Consider the following 20,355-nt stretch of genomic DNA (forward strand, 5'->3'; position numbering starts at 1 on the left):
CGGCCCGCCGCCCCCATAACCTTGCCGGAACGCAGAACCAGAGAGAGTGATGGACAGCCCTGCCCCGCTGCTTGACGCGGCCTTTTTCGTGACCATCGGCGCGATCGTCGCGCTTTTGTTGCTGTCGGCCTTTTTCTCGGGCTCGGAAACCGCGCTGACCGCGGCCTCGCGCGGGAAGCTGCGCTCGCGCGCGGATCGCGGCGACAAGGGGGCCGAGACCGCGCTGAAGATCACCGAGGACAACGAGCGGCTGATCGGCTCGGTGCTGCTGGGCAACAACATGGTGAACATCCTGGCCGCCTCGCTGGCGACCGCGCTGTTCACCCGGCTGTTCGGCGAAAGCGGGGTGGCGCTGGCCACGCTGGTGATGACGCTGCTGGTGCTGATCTTTGCGGAAGTCCTGCCCAAGACCTATGCGATCACCAATGCCGAAACCGCCGCCGCGCGGGTGTCGCCTCTGATCCGCGTGGTGGTGATGGTGTTCTCGCCGGTCGTCTCGGCGGTGCGCGCGCTGGTGCGCCAGATCCTCGCGCTGTTCGGGGTCAAGACCGATCCCGACAGCCAGATCCTGGCGGTGCGCGAGGAGATCGCGGGCGCGCTGCAGCTGGGCCATTCCGAGGGGATCGTCGAGAAGGAAGACCGCGACCGCATCCTGGGCGCGCTGGACCTGGGCGAGCGGACGGTCGAGGAGATCATGCTGCACCGCTCCAAGATCGAGATGATCGACGCGGACGAGGCGCCCGAAACGATCCTGTCGCAATGCCTGGAAAGCGCGCATACGCGGCTGCCGCTGTTCCGCGGCGACCCCGAGAACATCGTCGGCGTGATCCACGCCAAGGACCTGCTGCGCGCGATGGACAAGCTGCTGCGCGGCCCCGATGCCAGCGCCGAGAAGCTGAAGGAATTCCGCGTGCTCGACGTGGCGATGAAGCCCTATTTCGTGCCCGAGACGACGACGCTGGACGACCAGATGCGAGAGTTCCTGCGCCGACACACCCATTTCGCGCTGGTGGTCGACGAGTACGGCGCCCTGAGGGGGCTGATCACGCTGGAGGACATCCTGGAGGAGATCGTGGGCGAGATCACCGACGAGTTCGACGTCGACGCGGAACACCCGCTGCGGCGCACCGAGGACGGCGCGGTGCTGGTCGACGGGGCGATGACGATCCGCGACCTGAACCGCGCGATGGACTGGGCGCTGCCCGACGAGGAGGCGAACACGATCGCGGGGCTGGTGATCCACGAAGCGCAGTCGATCCCGACCCAGGGGCAGGTGTTTTCCTTCCACGGATTCCGCTTCGAGGTGCTGCAGCGCCAGGCGAACCGGATCACCCGGCTGAAGATCCGGCCACTTTAGGGGGGCGGGGCGCTCCCGCCCCCGGCCTGCGCGCGGCTGCGCCGCGCTTGTCCGGCGTTGGGCGTGGCGCGGCCCTAGCGGGCCGCGCCGCCTCCGGCGGGAGTATTTGGACAAGGAAAAGCCGGGGGCAATGCGTTCGGCCGGCCACGGGCGCCAAACCGCACGAAGTGCCAGAAGGCTTGCGCCGAAGGCGCGCAATTTGATGGGCGGCGGATGGCGTGGGGTCAGCGCCCCTTGAACAGCCCGCCGAGGATACCGCGCACCAGGCGTTTGCCGGTGGTGCCGGACAGCTCCTTGATCAGCGCCTGGCCGAGCGCCGCGCCGAGGCTGTCGGGGCTATCGCGGCGGCGGCCGGTGCTGGACCGGCTGCCCGAGTAGCGCCGCGCGCTGCGATATTCGCGTTCGGCCGCTTCCGCCTCGGCCTCGCGCTGCTCGGCCTCTTCGGCGGCCCGGGCGGCGGCCTCGGCGCGGCGGGTGAGCATCTCGTGCGCCGAGTCGCGGTCGATCGCGCGGTCGTATTTTCCGGCCATGGGCGATGTGGCCATCAACAGCGCCCGCGCCCCCGCGTCGAGCGGCCCCAGTTGCGAGGCCGGCGGGCGGATCAACGTGCGCTGGGCCATGCCGGGCACGCCCTTGTCCCCGAGGAAGGATGTCACCGCCTCGCCCACGCCGACCTCGCGGATCGCGGTGGCGGTGTCGAAAGCGGGGTTGTCGCGATAGGTTTCGGCGGCGCGTTTCAGCGCCGTGCGGTCGCGCGCGGTGAACGCGCGCAGCGCGTGCTGCACGCGGTTGCCGAGTTGGCCGAGGATGTCCTCGGGGACGTCGTCGGGATTCTGGGTGATGAAATAGACCCCCACCCCCTTGGACCGGATCAGGCGGGCGACCTGTTCGACCTTGTCGACCAGCGCCTTGGGCGCGTCGTCGAACAGCAGGTGCGCCTCGTCGAAGAAGAACACGAGGCGGGGCTTGTCGGGATCGCCCACCTCGGGGAGTTCCTCGAACAGTTCGGACAGCAGCCACAACAGGAAGGTCGCATAAAGCCGCGGCGCCCCCATCAGCGCATCGGCGGCCAGGATGTTGATCCGCCCGCGGCCGTCCGGGTCGACCTGCATCAGGTCGGACAACTCCAGCGCGGGTTCCCCGAAGAGCCGTGCGCCGCCCTGGTTTTCCAGCACCAGCAGCCGGCGCTGGATCGCGCCCACGGAACTGGCCGCGACATTGCCGTAGCTGAGCGACAGCGTTCCCGCATTCTCGCCCACGAAGGCGAGAAGCGCGCGCAAGTCGTCGAGGTCGAGCAGCGGCAGGCCTTCGTCGTCCGAGACCCGGAAGGCGATGTTCAGCACGCCCTCCTGCACCTCGTTGAGTTCCAGGAGCCGCGAGAGCAGCAGCGGCCCCATCTCGGCCACGGTGGTGCGCACCGGGTGGCCCTGTTCGCCGAACAGATCCCAGAACGTCACCGGGAAGGCGGCATAGGCGTAATCGGCGAAACCGATTTTCCGGGCCCGCGACTGGAATGCGTCGTGCAGCTTGAAATCGGCGCGGCCCGCGGCGGCCAGCCCCGACAGGTCACCCTTGACGTCGGACAGGAAGACCGGGACGCCCGCCGCCGAGAAGCCCTCGGCCATGATCTGCAGCGTCACGGTCTTGCCGGTGCCGGTGGCGCCCGCGATCAGCCCGTGGCGGTTGGCATAATCGAGCCGCAGCTGCTGGGGCGTTGCGTAATCCGGCCCGCCGCCGCCGATAAACATATGTCGAGACACGCTTTTCCGTTCCTCCCGCGATCGGCCTGACCTGACAATACTTATTTAACCAATTGGTGCGAGTCTGAATTCATCCCGTTGACCGGGCCCTGGCCCGGGCGGGTCTTCCTCCCTGATGGACTGGCCGCATCCTCGTGATGCGGCCTTTTTTCCTGCGCCGATGGGCCGCTTTGGGGGCCGTTTCATTGGCTGTTGACGGCTGTAGACAAAGCCCGTAGCCTGCCGCCCATCAAAAGGTCGGCCCGTCCGACAGGGAGCAAGAAAACTTGGGAAAAGGGCTGCGTTGCGGCCCTTTTTTCTTGGGTGCCGCGGGGTGCGGCCACCGCCCCCGAGATTGCCCCCTGACAGCTTCGCGCCGGCATGGTAGATCGGCGCCGAGCAACAGCGAAAAAGGCAGGCACACCATGCGTGAACTTCTCAAACCCCTCGGGCTGGCGGCGCTGGTCGCGCTGAGCGGACCGGCCTTCGCCCAGGACACGGCGACGCCCGCGGCCCCGCAAACCGACAGCGCGACGCCGCCGGTGGCCGATACGGCCCAGATCGACGGGCTGCCGATGGGTGAGAGCGAGGCCGAAACCGCCGCCCCGGCGCAGCCGCAGGCCTATGTGAAGGACACCTTCAACGACTGGCGCGTGGTCTGCGTCAAGGGGCCCGAGGATCGGGAATCCTGCAACATGCAGCAATTGCTGCGCGACGACAACGACAACCCGGTCAGCCAGGTCTCGATCGCGCCGCTGCCCCCCGCGGCCGCCCCGCGCGCGGCCGCCGTCGAAATCGCCACGCCGCTGGAAACGCTGCTGAGCGAGGACCTGCGGCTGGCCGTGGACAGCAGCGCGGCCAAGCGCTATCGCTTCTCGTTCTGCACCCCGCAGGCCTGTTATGCCCGCTTCGCGCTGAGCGCCGAGGACGTCGCGGCATTCAAGGCCGGAAAGGCCGCGACGGTGACCATCGTGCCGCTGATGGCGCCGGACCAGACCGCCAAGATCACCATGTCGCTGTCGGGTTTCACCGCGGCCTATGACAGCGTGCTGGCGCTGTTCTCGGAATAGGTCTCTGGATTCCCTGCCCCCGCGCGTCGCACCCCGGCGCGCGGCGGCAGGCCGGCCATTCCGATGGAAACGATCGGCGCCCTCAGACCCGGCGCAGCGCCAGCACCGCGTTCAGCCCGCCGAAGGCAAAGGCGTTCGACAGCGCCACGTTGACCCGGGCCTCGCGCGCGACGTTGGGCACCACGTCCAGCGTGCATTCGGGGTCGGGTTCCTCGTAGCCGATGGTGGGCGCCACCACGCCGTCCTTCAGCGCCATGATACAGGCCAGGAGTTCCACCGCGCCGGTGCCGCCGATCAGGTGACCATGCATCGACTTGGTGGACGAGATCATCAGCCGGTCGGCATGCGGGCCGAACACGTCGGCGACCGCGGCGCATTCGGTCTTATCGTTGGCGGCCGTACCGGTGCCGTGGGCGTTGATATAATCGACATCGCCCGGGTTCAGCCCGGCATCGCGCAGCGCGCCGGAAATCGCCCGTGCCGCGCCCTGGCGCGAGGGCATCACGATATCCGAGGCGTCCGACGTCATCGCGAAGCCGATCACCTCGGCCAGGATCTCGGCCCCGCGCGCGCGGGCGTGCTCGTACTCCTCGAAGACGAAGACCGCCGCGCCCTCGCCCTGGACCATGCCGTTGCGGTTGGCCGAAAACGGGCGGCAGGCGTCCTTCGACATCACGCGCAGCCCTTCCCAGGCCTTGATGCCGCCGAAGCACAGCATCGATTCCGACCCGCCGGTGACGATCACGCGGCTGAGCCCCGTGCGGATCAGCTGGAACGCCTGGCCCATCGCGTGGTTCGACGACGCGCAGGCGGTGGCCACGGTGAAGGACGGCCCGCGCAGGTTGTAGGTCATCGAGACGTGGCTGGCGGCCGCATTGTTCATCAGCTTGGGCACCACGAAGGGATGAACGCGGTTCTTGCCCTCTTCGTAAACCGAGCGGTAATTCTCGTCGAGCGTGGTCATGCCCCCGCCCGAGGTGCCCAGCACGACGCCCGCCTCGTGGGACAGCTCGCCGCAGAAATCCAGGCCCGATTGCGCGATCGCCTCGCGCGCGGCCATCAGCGTGAACTGGGTGAAGCGGTCATAAAGCGCGATCTGCTGGCGGTTGAAATGGTCCTCGGGGTCATAGCCACGCACCTGGCCGCCGATGCGGATCGACAGGCGGTCCAGGTCGCGAATGTCCAGCTCGCCGATGCCGCAGCGCCCCTCGCGGAACGCCTGGAGCGTCTGCGGCACGTCATGGCCGAGGGCGTTGATCGTGCCCTGGCCGGTGATGACGACGCGCCTCATGCCTTCTGGTCGGCCACCAGCCCCTCGACGGCCCGGACGATGGCCGCGACCGACGAAATGTCGAACTCGCTTTCCGAAGGGTCGTTGGCGTTGAACGGCACCTGGATGTCGAAGGCCTCTTCGATGGCGAAGATCGATTCCACGAGGCCCAGGCTGTCGATCCCGAGATCCTCGAGCGTCGAGTCCATCTTGACGTCCGAGGGTTCGAGCACGGCCTGCTCGGCGATGATCCCGATCACCTTGTCCTTCACGCTGTCCGCCATGGGGCTGCCTCTCTGCCGCGTCTTGCCTGCGTGGATTTAGTCGCTCTGTCCAAGCTTTGAAACCGCTTTTTGCAACTCGGCGACCTGCGCGAAAAGCCGCGGCAGGCGGCGCAGGCCCTTGTAGGCCTCGACATGGGTTTCCATGCGCATCGCCGGATAGCCGAGCAGCACGCGGCCCTTGGGCGCGTTGGTGAAGATCTTGGTCGCACCGCCCGCGATCACGTCGTCGCCGACGAAGATGTTGTCGTTGACGCCGACCTGGCCGGCGAACACCACCCGGTCGCCTATGCGCACCGATCCGGCGACGCCGACCTGCCCGCACAACAGGCAATCGCGGCCGATCTCGACGTTGTGGCCGACATGGACGAGGTTATCCAGCTTGGTCCCCGCGCCGATCCTTGTGTCGCGGATCGTGCCGCGGTCGATGCAGGTGTTGGCGCCGATTTCGACGTCATCGCCGATGCTGACCGCGCCCAGCGAATGGATGCGCGTCCAGCTTTGGGCGCCCGCCGCGCCGGCATCGCCCAGGCTTTCGCGGACATTCTCGACCGCCGACTTCTCGGGCGTGACGAAGGAAAAGCCGTCTGCACCGATCACCGCGCCGGGTTGCACGATGACCCGGTCGCCCAGCGTCACCCGCGCGCCGATCTTGACGCCATGAAGGATCAGCGCGTCCGCCCCGATGCGCGCATCCTCGGCGACGATGGCCTGGGCGGCGATGCGGGCACGGGGGCCGATGGTGACGCGCGGACCGATCACCACCAAAGGGCCGATGGCCACGCCCGGGCCGATCTCGGCGGTGGGGTCGATGACGGCGGTGGGGTGGATGCCGGGGGCGATTTCGGGACCGGGGTCCATCAGCCGGGTCAGCCCCGACATCGCGTAACGCGGACGCGGCACGAAGATCGCGCCGCGCAGCCCCAGCGCGCGCCAATCCGCACCGTCCCACAGGATCGCCGCCTGCGCCGCCCCCTGCGCCAGGCCGTCGGCATATTTCGGCTGCATCGCAAGCGCCAGCGCGTCGGGCCCGGCCTCGGACGGTTCGGCGGCGCGGGTTATGCGCAGCGCGCCGTCGCCCTCGACCCGCGCCCCCAGCGCGGTCGCGATTTCGTCGAGTGTGAACGCCATGCCGGCCCCCTGCCCTTGGCCGCCGCGGTCTGTCCCGCGCGGCCGGTTCTGGGCCCGGGGTTTACCCCCGAACCGGGGCAAGCGCCACCCCGGCCGCCTGCAGCGCGTCGAATATCGCGGCGTCACGGCCATAGACGTCGCGGCGGTACTGCATGTGCCCCTTGGGGTCTGTCACCGCGGTGCGATAGATGATGTGCACGGGCAGCGGGCGCACCAGATCCACCCGCGTCTCGCGCCCGGTGGCAAGCTTGGCCGCGAAGAAGCCCTTGGGGTCGTCGGTCTGCGTGGCAAGCAGCGCATAGGCGAAATCGAACGGGTCGCCCAGCCGGATGCAGCCATGGCTGAAGGTGCGCACCTCGCGGTCAAACAGGGATTTCGACGGCGTGTCATGCAGGTAGATGTTGTAGGGGTTGGGGAACATGAACTTGACCAGCCCCAGCGCGTTGCGCGTCGACGGCGGCTGTTTCAGGTCGAAGGGAAAGTTGCGCGCGTTGTAGCGGGCAAAGTCGATGGCGCCGCGGCTGACCACCCGGCCACTGCCATCGACAAGCTGCAGGTAGCCATGGGCGTTGGGGTTGGCCTGCATCTTGGGCAGGTATTCGTTGACCGCGATGGACCGGGGCACGTTCCAGGTGGGGTTGATCACCATGTGTTCCATCACGTCCGAGAATTCCGGCGTGCGCTGGTCGGCACGGTTCTTGCCCACGACCGAGCGGGTCTGGAACACGGTTTCGCCCTGTTCGATGATGCGGGCGTGGAAATCGGTGATGTTGACCAGCACGTGCCGGTCGCCGCGATCGTTGCCCAGCCAGCGCTCGCGCTCCATCGCGACGAGAACGGATTTCAGGCGATCCTCGGCGGAGACGTTGATTTCGTCCACGGTGCCGGCCCCGGCGACGCCGTCGGCCTGAAGCCCGTGATCGAGCTGGAACGCCTGCACCGCCTTTTGCAACGCGGCATCATAGGTGGCGGTGGCGCTGCGGGCGAGATAGCCCATGGCGATCATGCGGTTGCGCAGCGCGACGACGGCGGCGCCGGACTGGCCCGGGCGCAGGCTGCCGCGCGGCACCGGTGCGCCCCAGCCCCCCTCGGCCACCAGGGTTTCCAGCCGCAGCTTGGCGCGCATCAGGCGGGCATATTCGGGGCTGCGGGGTGCAAGGCCGCGCAGATAGCCGCCGGGGTTGGGCGCGGCGGCGATACCGGCCAGCAGTTCGGCGGGATCGGGACGGGCGACGTCGCGCTTGATGTCGCCGACCACCCGGCGCGGGTCCAGCACGCCCGAGCTGACGTCATGGGCATAGGACAGGAACATCCGCGTCGCCTCGACCTCGGCGCGGCCGATATCGCGCAGGGTACGGGCCCCCCGGAACAGGTCGATCAGCGCGCGGGCGTCGTAGCGGGCCGCGGGCAACCCGTGGTCGGCCGCATGCGACAGCGCGGTCAAAAGGGCCGTGCGGCGTTCGGCCGCCTCGGCCGAGGTCCAGAACGGGGCGTAGTCTCGGTCCCGGTAGAACCCTGCGATGGCGTCATCCTGGGCCGCGGCCTCGGCGACGGCCTGGCGGAACGCGGTCAGTTCCATCGCCGCATCGGCGGGCGCCGGGCCGGTCAGACCCAGCACGACCGCCGCGGCAGCGGCCAGAAGACCGCAGCGCAGATCAAGAAATTGCATCAACCCTTTTCCCCGTCAGGCTTTCCGGTCGCGAGCACGAAGCCGAGCATCGGCCAATCCACGCCCCCTGTCCACAAACAAATCGGCAAGTCGCCGCCGATGCGACCGGCGCTGTTGCAGGAAATCAGCGTCGGCCAAAAATCACCGTAAGACGCAAAAATGAGCAAATTCTTGCCGGTTTCAGGGGCGGCGCCCCTCATGCGGCGAATCGAGCCTTGGCCGAAAACGGCGAATGTGCGATAGACGCTGCAGGCCGGCACCGTCGGTCTGAGGCAAAAAACGCCGTGAAATCGCGGCATTGGAACGAAACTGGGGCGGGCGGAGACATAATGAACATGACCACTACCGGCATCTCGCGCCGCGGTCTCCTGACTGCGTTCGCGGCGACCACTGTTGCGGCTGCACCGACCTTCGCAAACGCGTTCGGCCTTCTTCGAGGGGCGGGCGACATTCGCCGGATCCGGATGTATTCCGGCCGCACGGGCGAAAGCATCGACACGATCTACTGGATCGAGGGCGAGTACATCAAGGACGCCATCAAGGAGATCAACCATTTCATGCGCGACTGGCGCACGGATTCGGTAATCTCGATCGACGTGCGCAATGTGGACATCATGGCAGCGGCCCATGGCCTGCTGGATGTCGACGAGCCCTACATGCTGTTGTCGGGCTATCGCAGCCCGCAGACCAACGCGATGCTGCGTTCGCGGTCGCGGGGCGTGGCCAAGAATTCGCTGCACATGAAGGGCCAGGCGGCCGACCTGCGGCTGAAAAGCCGGTCGGTGGGCCAGATGGCCAAGGCCGCGGGCGCGTGCCACGCGGGCGGCGTCGGGCGCTATTCAAAGTCGAACTTCGTGCATATGGATTGCGGTCCGGTGCGCAGCTGGGGGGCCTGATCCCCAGATCGGCACCGCCGCGAGTCCATCGGAAAAGGCGCTCCATCGCGGGCGCCTTTTCCGTTTGGCACGCCCCTTGCCCCGGCGGGCGGCGGCCCTGCCCCAATGACACGCGGCGCGCCCGTTGTGGCGCGCCGCGGCTAGGGGCACATGGCGGGCGGGTGTGGCTAGTCGACCAGCCGCCAGGTTTCGTGGCGTTCCAGATAGGCCTCCTGCTCGGGGGTCAGGGCCACCGTCTCGGTGCCGACGACCATGGGGCGCACACCTTCGCGGAAGGAATGCCCGATGGTCAGCAGGTAGACATGCAGGATGACGAAGCCGGCCACGATATAGGCGACCGCAAGGTGGATATTGGCCACCACTTCCAGCCAGAACGGCGCGTTGGGCAGGGTTTCCCAGAAATTGTAGGTCAGGTAGACCAGCCCGGACCCCCAGACCAGCGGGAAGATCACCGTCTTGAGCGCGGCATAGGCCAGCGCCTGAAGCGGGTTGAGCCGTTGGCCAAGGCTTTTCTGGTAGGGGTGGTGTTCGCCCTTGAACACGCCGAACGCATAATAGCGCGCCACCGCGAACAGGCCCACCACCCGCGGCAGGAAGACCTTGTAATTTCCGGTGGTGAACAGCCAGAAGGTGGCGAAGACCCACAGCAAGAGCAGCGCCAGCGCCACCAGCGTGTGCAGGCGCACCGCCAGTTCGAAGCTGATCAGGTTGTGCACGCCGTTCATGCCCAGCCCGGTGAACATCAGGATCATGATCGAGGCGGCTTGGCTCCAGTGCCAGAGCCGCTCGAACCGGGGGTAGATCATCACCTCGCGTTCGGCGCAGTCGGGGCACGGGGTCAGGCCGCGCTCGAACGGGGCCGGGGGTTTCGTGGTCTGGTCAGTCATGGTTCATCCCTCCCTTTCCGCCGCGGGCCACGACCCGGATCACCGTGTGCAGCAGCACGCCCGAGGCCATCGCCAGGAAGAAGGCAATACCGATCAGCGCGCCACGGCTGGTGGGGTTGGAGCCGGGCATGTAGACGCCCGCAAGGCCCGCCATGCGCCCGTCCTGGGCGTGGCATTCGCGGCAGGCGACCGCGTCCTCGGCCGGGGCCACCATGTGGGTGATCGGCCAGTACATGTAGGTATCGACGAAGCCGTATTCGCCCGAATACTCGGCCCCCGCGGCCTTCATCCCGGCCTCGATCGCCTTGGCCCAGTCGAAATTGGTCCAGTAGGCTGTGTCGGTCGTCGGCCCCCAGACATTGGAATAGACGAGGTGGTTCAGCCCGCTGTCATAGGCCTGGCGTCCCTCCATCCGCTTGAACGGCCAGATCCGCGACCGCCCGTCATCGGGGCTGCCCTCGATGCGGTTGATCTCGACGACCTGGGTGGGGTCGATGACCTGGTCGGTGGCGGTGTATTCGACCTGGCCGTTGAACCAGGCGTAATAGGGCACGACATTCTCGCCGTATTCGAAATCGCCCTTGGTGGCGAGGTAGGTGTGCAACTCCTTGCCGTCGCCTTGGGTGTATTCGTTCAGGTGCAGCGGGTGGCCGTGTTCGTCCATCTTGCCGGCGGTGGACCAGTCCCAGCGCGTCTTGGTGGCGATGCCGCCGCGGGCAAAGCTGGGGATGTGGCAGGTCTGGCAGGCGACGCGGTCGACATGGTCGTTCAGCTTCATGCCGGTCACGGAGAACGCGTCATGCGGGCTGTTGCCGTGGCAGCTTTCGCAGGTGGCGACATCCTTGCGCATCATGCCGGGCTTGCCGGTGCCCTCGAGGTCCATCGCCTGGACGTCGTAGCGCGAGCCCGCGAAGACATGCTTGTCGGAATGGTGGCAGGTCTCGCAGGTGAAATTCTCGCCGTCCTCGGACATGTGGACGTCGACATCAAGCGGCGGGTGATACAGCGCCGACGACAAATCGCCGTGTTTCACGTTGTCGCCGCCCCCGCCGTAGAAATGGCAGGACCCGCAATTCTCGCGGGTGGGCTGGCCCACGCTTTGCGCGGCCTTCTTGAGGTCGACCGCCCAGGCATCGGCGCCGGTTATGGTCTTGCCCTTCGCCTCCATCGGCGGGTGGCCGGCGGCGGAGTCAAGCTTGGCGTATTGCCCCGAGGTGTCGTGGCAGACCAGGCAATCGACCGCGGCGTCCTGGGCCGGCGGAGGCTCGCTCATGTCGGTCCAGCCATATCCGACGTGACACGAGGTGCAGCGCGGTTCGTTCGAGGCGACGTTGCCGCAGAACGAGTTGACCACGTGGCTTTTGCCCAGAAGCTGGCCGGTCGAGGGGTTCTCGAATTCCCATTTCCAGTGGACCGAGTGCTTGACCTGCGTCGCGGCCTCGGTGTGGCAGGACAGGCAGGCCTCGGTCACTTCGGGACCGGAGGCGAAATCCTTCTGCAATTCCTTGAGCTTGGAATGATCCGTGGTGCTTTCGGAAATCTGCGGGGCGCTGTCCTGCGCGGCCGCGCCGAATGCGCCCACCAGCCCGATGATCGCGGCCAATCCTGCCGCCCGCAGTCCAAATCTGCGCATGTCGGTCCCTCCCGCCGCGCGGTTTCGCACGACTCATGTATTCTAAGGTATACATAAAACGAAACCTGCATCGACAAAACAAGTTATAACCGTTTTAAACCGGGTCACTGCGTCGCAGTCCCCGCGGGGCTGGAAACGCGCGGGCATCTGTGGCTGAATCCCGGTGTCGGGTGGCGGCGACATAAAAGCTTCAAGAGAAACCGCGAAAAGGCTGCCACGAATGCAACGGGCACGGGCATGTCAGAGGGCCTGCGCCTTTGATCCGAAAGGAGATGTCGATGAAGATTGCGGTTCTCGGCGGCGACGGTTTCTGTGGCTGGCCCACCTCGCTGCACCTGTCCAACCTCGGCCACGAGGTCCATATCATCGACAACCTCAGCCGGCGCTGGATCGACACCGAACTGGGCGTGCAGTCGCTGACGCCGATGGATTCGATCCAGGAACGCTGCCGGATCTGGAAGGAAGTGTCGGGCGAGACGATCCGGTTTCACCTGATCGACCTGGCCAAGGAGTATTACCGGTTGCGCGACTGGCTGGCCGAAGAGCGCCCCGACGCGGTGATCCATTTCGCCGAACAACGCGCCGCGCCCTATTCGATGATCTCGGAGCGGCACAAGATCTATACCGTCGACAACAACATCAACGCGACCCACAACCTGTTGGTGGCGATGGTGGAAACCGGCATCGACGCGCACCTGGTGCACCTCGGGACCATGGGCGTCTATGGCTATTCCACGATCGGCGCGCCGATCCCCGAGGGATACCTGGACGTCAATATCGACACGCCCGACGGCCCCAAGGGGATGGAGATCCTCTATCCCACCCGGCCCGGGTCGGTCTATCACATGACCAAGAGCCTCGATCAGATCCTGTTCCAGTTCTACGCCCAGAACGACGGGCTGCGGATCACCGACCTGCACCAGGGCATCGTCTGGGGCACCAATACCGACCAGACCAAGCGGCACGAACAGCTGGTCAACCGGTTCGACTATGACGGCGATTACGGCACTGTGCTGAACCGGTTCCTGGCGCAGGCGGCGATCGACTATCCGCTGACGGTGCATGGCACCGGCGGGCAGACGCGGGCCTTTATCCATATCCAGGACACGGTGCGCTGTATCGAACTGGCGCTGGGGGATGCCCCCGAGGCCGGCGAGCGGGTCAAGATCTTCAACCAGATGACCGAAACGCACCGGGTGCGCGACCTGGCGGAACTGGTGGCGAAACTGACGGGTGCGAAGATCGCCTATCTGCCGAACCCGCGGAAAGAGGCCGCCGAGAACGAGTTGCTGGTGAAGAACGACCATTTCCTCGACCTGGGGCTGGAGCCGATCACGCTGGAAGAGGGACTTTTGACCGAGGTGGTCGAGATCGCGCGCAAGTTCGCCCACCGCGTCGACCGCAGCCGCGTGCCCTGCGTATCGGCCTGGACCCGGGATATCGGCACGCGCGTGGTGCGCGACGTCGAGGGCAAGAAGCTCAAGTCCGTGTCGTGAGCAAGGGAGTGCGGCCCGCGCGCCCGGCGGGCGGGCCCTTCGCCTATGTCACGCTGGTCACGAACGCGGATTTCGCGTTGGGGGCCAAGGCCTTGTTGCGGTCTCTTCGCCTGACGGGAACGCCCGCGGATCTGTGCGTTCTGCACACCGGCGGCGTGCCCGAGGCAAGCCTGGCGCCGCTGGCCGATCTGGGCGCAAGGCTCGTCGAGGTGGACCTGTTGCGACTGTCGGACGCGTTCAACGCCGCCCATGCACGGGACCGGCTGCACGGGGTCGCGCCCTTCACCAAGGGCGAGAAACCGGCCTTTCACACGCCGCTCGACAATTTCTGCAAGCTGCGGCTGTGGCAGCTGGATTACGAGCGGGTGGTGTTCCTGGATGCCGATACGCTGGTGCTGAAGCCCATCGACCGGCTGTTCCATTACCCCGAGTTCTGCGCGGCCCCGAATGTCTATGAAAGCCTCGCCGATTTCCACCGGATGAATTCCGGCGTGTTCACCGCGCGGCCCCATCCCGAGACCTATCACCGGATGCTGGCCCGGCTGGACGCGCCGGGCGCGTTCTGGCGGCGGACCGACCAGACATTTCTGCAAGAGTGGTTCCCCGATTGGCACGGGCTGCCGGTGTTCGACAACATGCTGCAATATGTCTGGCTGAACCTGCCCGCGCTGTGGGATTGGTCGGCGATCCGGGTTCTGCATTTCCAGTACGAGAAACCGTGGCAGGACCACCCCAAGGCCGACCGGCTGCGCCCGCTGATCGAGCTGTGGCGGGCCTATGAGCGGGGCGCGGATGTTCCCGACCCCACCACCCTGCCCGGCCCCACGCCATGAGCCTGGCCGTCACCGGCGCGACGGGGCTGGTCGGGCGGTTCTTCGTCGAAGAGGCGCTGGCGCGCGGAGAGCCGGTGACCGTGCTGACGCGGCAGCCGCCCGCGCCGGGGTTCTTTTCCGGTCCCGTCCGGCACCTGCCCTATGCGCTGGGCGACCGGCCGGACCTGTCGGGGCATGACGCGGTGATCCACTGCGCTTTTGCCCATGTGCCGGGGCGCTATCGCGGCGGCGAGGGCGACGACCCCGAGGGGTTCGTGCGGGCAAATCTGGACGGCTCGGTCGCCCTGTTCGAGGCGGCGCGCGTGGCGGGCGTGCGTCATGTGCTGTTCCTGTCCACCCGCGCGGTCTATGGCGCCTACCCGCCCGGCACCGCGTTGAGCGAGGAGATGCCGCCCCGACCCGACACGCTGTATGGCGAGGTGAAGGCGCGGGCCGAGGACACCCTGTTCGGGTTGGCGGCCAGGGGCTTCGTGCCGGTGGCGCTTCGGGCGACGGGGGTTTACGGCCCGGCGGGCCCGGGGCAGCGCCACAAATGGGCCGGTCTGTTCGAGGATTTCCGCGCGGGCCGGCCCATCGCGCCCCGGCGGGGCACGGAACTGCACGGCGCCGACCTGGCCGCCGCGGCGCGATTGATCCGGCAGGCCCCGGCGGACGCGGTTTCGGGGCGGGCGGTGAACCTGTCGGACATCCTGCTGGACCGACGCGACCTGCTGGCGCTGGTGGTCGAGGCCGAGGGGATCGGTTCCCCCCTGCCCCCGGCCAGCGACAGCCCGGTGAGTGCCATGAAGACCGACCGGGCGCGGGTGTTGGGCTGGCGGCCGGGCGGGATGGCACGGCTGCGCGCCACCCTGCCCGATCTCTTGTCCCGCTAGTGTGAGATCATCCAGGGGCGTTTGCCCGGGAAACTCTTGGACCCGTCGGGGCGGTGCAGCGTGCCGGATTTCTTTTTCGATCCACCCGAGCAACAGGAACAGCCCGCACCGTGGCCCGAGCGTTTCGGTTCGTGTTGCGCGCGTTCGTTGGTCTCGTGCGCGCGGCGGACGGAACTGCCGACGATGGCGAGTTTCGGCGCCGTGAACAACGCGCGGGGTGCCTCGCCGCCGCAGCAGGGACAGGCGGCGGGCTTGTCGAAATCGGCCATGGCGGCAAAGCCGGTGAAGGGGCCGCAATCATCGCAGGCGTAATCGTAATAGGGCATCGGGGCCTCCGGGTAAGGTCAGGGGGCCGCGCGGTGACACGGCCCCCGGGAACGGTCAGAGATCGGGGGCCAGCGGCACGTCGATGGACCCGTCGAGATATTTCGTCGGCCCGTCGCTGCCGGGTTTGACGTCGAACTCGAAGATGTCGGTGGGCAGCCAGAGCGTGGCGCAGGCGTTGGGAATGTCCACCACCCCCGAGATATGCCCCTGCACCGGCGCGGTGCCGAGGATCGCGTAGGCCTGCGCGCCGGTATAGCCGAATTTCTTGAGGTATTCGATGGCGTTGAGGCAGGCCTGGCGATAGGCGACGTGGACGTCGAGGTAATGCTGCTTGCCCTGCTCGTCGACGGAAATGCCTTCGAAGATCAGGTAGTCGTCGTATTTCGGCGCGATGGGCGAGGGTTTGAAGATCGGGTTCTTGATCCCGTATTTCGAGCAACCGTCCTTGATCAGGTCCACCTTGAGGTGCAGCCAGCCGGCCATCTCGATGGCGCCGCAGAAGGTGATCTCGCCGTCGCCCTGGCTGAAATGCAGATCGCCCATCGAAAGGCCCGCGCCGTCCACGTAGACGGGGAAGTAGATCTTGCAGCCGCGGCTGAGGTCCTTGATGTCGCAATTGCCGCCATGTTCGCGCGGGGGCACGGTGCGCGCGCCCTCGGCGGCGGCCTTGTCACGCGCCTCGCCCGTCATTTTGCCCATGTGGGCCGACTGGGTGTTGGGCAGCGCGGCCAGCGGGGGCACGCGGTCGGGATCGGTGTCGACCAGGGCCTTTTCGCGGGTGTTCCACATGTCCAGCATCTTGCGGTCGGGCAGACAGCCGATCAGACCCGGATGGATGAGGCCCGCGTATTTCACCCCCGGCACGTGGCGCGACGAGGTGAACATGCCGTGGAAATCCCAGATCGATTTCTGCGCCTCGGGGAAGTGGTCGGTGAGGAACCCGCCGCCGTTCTGTTTCGAGAAGAAGCCGTTGAAGCCCCAGAGCATTTCTTCCTTGGCGCCAATATCGAGGATCTCGACCACCAGCAAATCGCCCGGCTCGGCACCCTTCACGCCGATGGGGCCGGACAGGTAGTGCACCTGTTCAAGTTCGACGTCGCGCACGTCGGCGGCATCGTCGTTGTTGTGGATCTGCCCGCCGGTCCAGTCATAGGTCTCGATCTTGAAATCGTCGCCCGGATCGACCCAGACGGCGATCGGGATGTCGGGGTGCCAGCGGTTATGCACGCAGTCGTTGGTGTGCGGGCTTTCGCTAAGGTCCACCGAGATGAGGGTATCAGCCATGGTCTTCCTCTCTTTCTGCCAGGGTTGAAGGGTCAAACGGACAAGAATTTCGAGACTTTCGCCTCGTCCACGCCCGCGCGCGGGCTGTCATGGACGAAGGTGCCGTTCTCGATCACCATCACGCGATCGGCGACATCCAGCGCGAAACTCAGCACCTGTTCCGACACGACGATGGACAGGCCCCGCTGGTCGCGGATGCGGCGCAGGGTCTTGGCCATGTCGCGGATGATGTTGGGCTGGATGCCCTCGGTCGGTTCGTCCAGCAACAGCACCTTGGGGTTCGAGGCCAGCGCGCGGGCGATGGCCAGCTGCTGTTGCTGGCCGCCCGACAGGTTGCCGCCGCGGCGCGATTTCATTTCCAGAAGCACCGGGAACAGTTCGTAGATATCGGAGGGCACCTGTTTCCGACCGGTGACGGTCAGGCCGGTTTCGACGTTTTCCTCGACGGTCATCGCCGAAAAGATCATCCGGCCCTGGGGCACGTAGGCCACGCCGTTGGCGACGCGCTGGTGGGGTTTCATGCCGGTGATCTCGGCCTGGTCCACGCGGACGGTGCCGCCGGTGGCGGGGACAATCCCCATCAGCGTCTTCATCAGCGTGGTCTTGCCCATGCCGTTGCGGCCCATGATGGCCACGATCTCGCCCGGGGCGACGTTCAGGTGCAGGCCGTGCAGGATTTCCGATTGCCCGTAGGCGGCGTGCAGGTCGGTGACGTTCAGCATGGCGCGCGCTCCTCAGTGGCCCAGGTAGACTTCGATGACCTTGGGATCGTTCTTCACCCGCTCCATCGAGCCCTCTGACAGGGTCTTGCCCTGGTGAAGGACCGTGACGCGGGTCGCGATATCCTCGACGAAGCCCATGTCGTGCTCGATCACGATGACCGAGCGGTGGTCGATGATCCGGTTCAGCAACTCGGCGGTCTTCTTGCGCTCGGCCACCGACATTCCGGCGACGGGTTCGTCCAGCATCAACAGTTCCGGGTCCTGGATCAGCAGCATCCCGATCTCGAGCCACTGCTTCTGGCCGTGGCTGAGGAAGGCCGCCTTCTCGTCCAGCAGGTCGGCGAGGAAGATCGTCTCGGCGATCTCGGCGATGCGCTCCTTGACCTCGGCGTCGCGGCGGAAGAACAGCGAGCCGAACACGCCGTGGCCGCGCGGGAAGCTGAGTTCGAGGTTCTCGAAGACGCTGAGATCCTCGTAGACGGACGGGGTCTGGAACTTGCGCCCGACGCCCGCCAGGACGATCTGGTCCTCGCGCATGGTCAGCAGTTCCTTGCCCTTGAAGCTGACCGAGCCCGATGTCGCCTTGGTCCGGCCGCAGATCAGGTCGAGGACGGTGGTCTTGCCCGCGCCGTTCGGCCCGATCATCACGCGGCACTCGTTCGGTTCGACATAGAAGCTGAGGCCGTTGACCGCCTTGAAGCCGTCGAAGGACACGGTCAGGTCCTCGACCATCAGCACGAAGTTGGGGTTGTTGTAGTCCATGGGGTCACCTCACTCGGCTGCGGCCTTGCGGGGCTGGGTCAGGCCCGCGGCGGTGTCGGGGGATGCGGGGGCGGGTCTGGCCGTGCCGCCTGCGAAAAGCTTTCTCGCCCGCGGCATGATCTGTTCCGACCACAGCCCGGCAAGGCCATTGGGGAAGGTCATGACGACCGCGATGAACAGCGCGCCGAGGCCCAGGAGCCAGAGTTCGGGAAAGCTTTCGGAGAACGTGGTCTTGGCCCAGTTCACCAGAAGCGTGCCGTAAACCGCGCCAAGGATCGACAACCGCCCGCCCACGGCCGCGAAGATCACCATCTCGATCGAGGGTACGATGCCGACCAGCGTGGGCGACATGAAGCCGACCTGGAGCGTGAACATCGCCCCGCCGATGCCTGCGAAGGCCGCACCCAGGCAGAACACGAAGATCTTGAAGCTGGCCACGTCGTAGCCCGAGAACCGCACCCGGTCCTCCTGGTCGCGCATGGCGATCAGAAGGCGGCCCAGTTTCGAGCGGCGGACATATTGCGCGGCGAAGAGACAGGCGAAAAGCAGCGCGCCGTTGACGAAGTAAAGCGCCGTCTTGGCCTCGTCTGTGCGGATGTCCCAGCCGTTCAGGGTGCGCAGGTCGGTGATGCCGTTGACGCCCCCGGTGAACCCCTGCTGGCCGATGATCAGGATCGTCAGGATCGCGGCGATGGCCTGGGTGATGATGGCGAAGTAGACGCCCCCCACCCGACGGCGGAACATCGCGACCCCGACGATGAAGGCAAAGACGACCGGCACCACCACCACCGCCAGCAGGCTGAAGAAGAGCGAGTGGAACGGTTCCCACCACCAGGGCAGCGCGGTGATCTGGTTCCAGTCCATGAAGTCGGGAATTCCCGGCGTGGACTGGATCGCCGTGTTTTCCGGCGTCGAAGCCTCGAGTTTCAGGAACATTGCCATGCAATAGCCCCCCAGCCCGAAGAACACCCCCTGCCCGAGGCTGAGGATGCCCCCCGCCCCCCAGCACAGCACCAGGCCGATGGCGACGAAGGCATAGGTCAGGTACTTGCCGAACAGGTTCAGCCGGAACGGGTCGAGCGCCAGCGGAAGGATCAGGAAGACCACGGCGGCGAGGATGGCGAAATAGACGGCCTCTTCGCGGGTCAGAAAGCGGTTCTTGCGGTCGGTCTGCATCGGGTGTCCCTCACTTGCGAAGTTTCAGGGCGAACAGGCCTTGCGGGCGCAGCATCAGGATGCCCACGACCACCAGGAGCGTCAGGACCTTGGCCATCGAGCCCGAGAGGAAGAATTCCATGATCGACTGGGCCTGGCTGATCGAGAAGGCCGAGGCGATGGTGCCCAGCAGGCTGCCCGCGCCGCCGAAGACGACCACCAGGAAGGTGTCGACGATGTATTGCTGGCCCGCCGTCGGGCCGGTCGATCCGATCATCGTGAAGGCCGACCCCGCCACGCCCGCGACCCCGCAGCCGATGCCGAAGGTCATGCGGTCGGTCCAGGCGGTGTTGATGCCGACGGCATCGGCCATCACCCGGTTCTGGTTGATCGCGCGCACCTGCCGGCCCCAGCCCGAGCGGAACATCAGCACGTAGATGGCGATCGAGATGCCCACCGCCAGCACCATCACGAAGATGCCGTTGATCGGCACCTCGATCATGTCGGTCAGCGGCAGCGACCCCATCATCCAGTCGGGAATGGTGACGCCCACCTCGCGCGCGCCGAAGATCGAGCGGTAGAGCTGTTGCAGGATCAGCGACAGGCCCCAGGTGGCCAGAAGCGTATCCAGCGGGCGCTTGTACAGATGACATATCATCGCCCATTCGACGAACATGCCCAGCGCACCCGCCGCCACGAAGGCCAGCGCCATCGCCACGAAGAAATACATCGAGAACAGCGCCGGCATGATGTCGGCGAAGACATGCGACACCAGGTAGGTCACGTAGGCGCCGAGGATCATGAACTCCCCGTGCGCCATGTTGATCACGCCCATCTGGCCGAAGATGATCGCAAGGCCCAGCGCCATCAGCACGAAGACCGAGAAGAGAATGAGACCGGCGAAGCCCTGCATCGCGAAGATCGCGGTCAGCTCGCCCATGGAATATCCGGCAAACACGGGGGCAATTCCT

The 20,355-nt window shown here is 66.5% G+C and carries 20 protein-coding genes; 6 read left to right on the plus strand and 14 right to left on the minus strand.

The genetic code is table 11. From position 1 onward, the window contains the following. Window positions 1-49: 49 nt before the first annotated feature. On the plus strand, window positions 50-1,357 hold the full coding sequence (locus tag EV662_RS06350; RefSeq protein ID WP_132461321.1) for an HlyC/CorC family transporter: 1,308 nt from the start codon (window positions 50-52) through the stop codon (window positions 1,355-1,357). Between the two features lie 224 nt (window positions 1,358-1,581). Here EV662_RS06350 and EV662_RS06355 read toward each other — a convergent pair whose 3' ends face one another. Beyond that, entirely contained in the window at window positions 1,582-3,105 is a 1,524-nt protein-coding gene (locus EV662_RS06355) for a helicase HerA-like domain-containing protein (protein WP_425056998.1), read from the minus strand. Window positions 3,106-3,521: 416 nt separating this feature from the next. On the opposite strand from EV662_RS06355, the gene EV662_RS06360 reads away from it, so the two are divergent. Beyond that, window positions 3,522-4,166 (plus strand): invasion associated locus B family protein, encoded by a 645-nt coding sequence (locus tag EV662_RS06360; protein ID WP_132461323.1) that lies wholly within the window; start codon window positions 3,522-3,524, stop codon window positions 4,164-4,166. An 82-nt stretch (window positions 4,167-4,248) separates the two neighbouring features. Here the strand turns inward: EV662_RS06360 and EV662_RS06365 are convergent, their stop codons facing one another. The 5 genes from EV662_RS06365 to EV662_RS06385 all read right to left on the minus strand — a co-directional run bounded on the left by EV662_RS06365 (window position 4,249) and on the right by EV662_RS06385 (window position 8,717). Next, on the minus strand, window positions 4,249-5,457 hold the full coding sequence (locus EV662_RS06365) for a beta-ketoacyl-[acyl-carrier-protein] synthase family protein (protein ID WP_132461324.1): 1,209 nt from the start codon (window positions 5,455-5,457) through the stop codon (window positions 4,249-4,251). After that, window positions 5,454-5,720, minus strand: a complete 267-nt coding sequence (locus EV662_RS06370; protein ID WP_132461325.1) for an acyl carrier protein — start codon at window positions 5,718-5,720, stop codon at window positions 5,454-5,456. The genes EV662_RS06365 and EV662_RS06370 overlap by 4 nt, the downstream gene beginning before the upstream one ends. Before the next feature lie 36 nt (window positions 5,721-5,756). Further along, window positions 5,757-6,848, minus strand: a complete 1,092-nt coding sequence (locus tag EV662_RS06375) for a UDP-3-O-(3-hydroxymyristoyl)glucosamine N-acyltransferase (protein WP_132461326.1) — start codon at window positions 6,846-6,848, stop codon at window positions 5,757-5,759. Window positions 6,849-6,909: 61 nt separating this feature from the next. Next, window positions 6,910-8,517 carry a L,D-transpeptidase family protein gene (locus EV662_RS06380; RefSeq protein WP_132461327.1) on the minus strand — a complete coding sequence of 536 codons (1,608 nt, stop codon included), beginning with the start codon at window positions 8,515-8,517 and terminating at the stop codon, window positions 6,910-6,912. After that, window positions 8,517-8,717: a hypothetical protein gene (locus tag EV662_RS06385; RefSeq protein WP_132461328.1), complete on the minus strand. Its 201-nt coding sequence runs from the start codon at window positions 8,715-8,717 to the stop codon at window positions 8,517-8,519. Before EV662_RS06385 ends, EV662_RS06380 begins: the two co-directional genes overlap by 1 nt. A 129-nt stretch (window positions 8,718-8,846) precedes the next feature. On the opposite strand from EV662_RS06385, the gene mepK reads away from it, so the two are divergent. Beyond that, window positions 8,847-9,413, plus strand: a complete 567-nt coding sequence (gene mepK / locus EV662_RS06390; RefSeq protein ID WP_207903598.1) for a peptidoglycan L,D-endopeptidase MepK — start codon at window positions 8,847-8,849, stop codon at window positions 9,411-9,413. 167 nt (window positions 9,414-9,580) lie between these two features. Here the strand turns inward: mepK and EV662_RS06395 are convergent, their stop codons facing one another. Together EV662_RS06395 and EV662_RS06400 are read right to left on the minus strand one after the other, a co-directional pair. Beyond that, window positions 9,581-10,300 (minus strand): cytochrome b/b6 domain-containing protein, encoded by a 720-nt coding sequence (locus tag EV662_RS06395; protein ID WP_132461329.1) that lies wholly within the window; start codon window positions 10,298-10,300, stop codon window positions 9,581-9,583. Beyond that, window positions 10,293-11,933, minus strand: a complete 1,641-nt coding sequence (locus tag EV662_RS06400; protein ID WP_132461330.1) for a tetrathionate reductase family octaheme c-type cytochrome — start codon at window positions 11,931-11,933, stop codon at window positions 10,293-10,295. Before EV662_RS06400 ends, EV662_RS06395 begins: the two co-directional genes overlap by 8 nt. A 278-nt stretch (window positions 11,934-12,211) precedes the next feature. Between EV662_RS06400 and EV662_RS06405 the strand changes: the two genes are divergently transcribed. From EV662_RS06405 to EV662_RS06415, 3 genes are read left to right on the plus strand one after another with little or no spacing between them, the layout of a single operon-like run. Further along, entirely contained in the window at window positions 12,212-13,429 is a 1,218-nt protein-coding gene (locus tag EV662_RS06405; RefSeq protein ID WP_132461331.1) for an NAD-dependent epimerase/dehydratase family protein, read from the plus strand. Further along, the gene (locus tag EV662_RS06410; protein ID WP_132461332.1) at window positions 13,426-14,262 is read left to right on the plus strand and encodes a glycosyltransferase; all 837 of its coding nucleotides are present in this window, start codon (window positions 13,426-13,428) and stop codon (window positions 14,260-14,262) included. Before EV662_RS06405 ends, EV662_RS06410 begins: the two co-directional genes overlap by 4 nt. Next, entirely contained in the window at window positions 14,259-15,134 is an 876-nt protein-coding gene (locus EV662_RS06415; protein ID WP_132461333.1) for an NAD-dependent epimerase/dehydratase family protein, read from the plus strand. The genes EV662_RS06410 and EV662_RS06415 overlap by 4 nt, the downstream gene beginning before the upstream one ends. On the opposite strand, the gene EV662_RS06420 is transcribed toward EV662_RS06415, so the two are convergent. Genes EV662_RS06420 through urtB form a run of 6 tightly spaced genes read right to left on the minus strand, consistent with a single transcriptional unit; the run spans window position 15,131 to window position 20,324 of the window. Continuing rightward, complete coding sequence (locus EV662_RS06420; protein ID WP_132461334.1) at window positions 15,131-15,460, minus strand: FmdB family zinc ribbon protein; 330 nt, start codon at window positions 15,458-15,460, stop codon at window positions 15,131-15,133. The genes EV662_RS06415 and EV662_RS06420 overlap by 4 nt on opposite strands. A gap of 55 nt (window positions 15,461-15,515) precedes the next feature. Next, window positions 15,516-16,745 carry a formamidase gene (gene fmdA / locus EV662_RS06425; RefSeq protein ID WP_132461335.1) on the minus strand — a complete coding sequence of 410 codons (1,230 nt, stop codon included), beginning with the start codon at window positions 16,743-16,745 and terminating at the stop codon, window positions 15,516-15,518. Between the two features lie 32 nt (window positions 16,746-16,777). Then, complete coding sequence (gene urtE / locus EV662_RS06430; RefSeq protein WP_132461336.1) at window positions 16,778-17,467, minus strand: urea ABC transporter ATP-binding subunit UrtE; 690 nt, start codon at window positions 17,465-17,467, stop codon at window positions 16,778-16,780. Between the two features lie 12 nt (window positions 17,468-17,479). Continuing rightward, complete coding sequence (gene urtD, locus EV662_RS06435; RefSeq protein WP_132461337.1) at window positions 17,480-18,229, minus strand: urea ABC transporter ATP-binding protein UrtD; 750 nt, start codon at window positions 18,227-18,229, stop codon at window positions 17,480-17,482. A gap of 9 nt (window positions 18,230-18,238) precedes the next feature. Further along, window positions 18,239-19,405, minus strand: coding sequence for an urea ABC transporter permease subunit UrtC (urtC, locus tag EV662_RS06440; RefSeq protein WP_132461338.1), 1,167 nt, complete (start codon window positions 19,403-19,405; stop codon window positions 18,239-18,241). Between the two features lie 10 nt (window positions 19,406-19,415). Continuing rightward, window positions 19,416-20,324 carry an urea ABC transporter permease subunit UrtB gene (urtB, locus tag EV662_RS06445; protein ID WP_243695791.1) on the minus strand — a complete coding sequence of 303 codons (909 nt, stop codon included), beginning with the start codon at window positions 20,322-20,324 and terminating at the stop codon, window positions 19,416-19,418. Window positions 20,325-20,355: the final 31 nt, after the last annotated feature.

It is taken from the genome of Rhodovulum marinum (assembly GCF_004343075.1).
Lineage (GTDB): Bacteria > Pseudomonadota > Alphaproteobacteria > Rhodobacterales > Rhodobacteraceae > Rhodovulum > Rhodovulum marinum.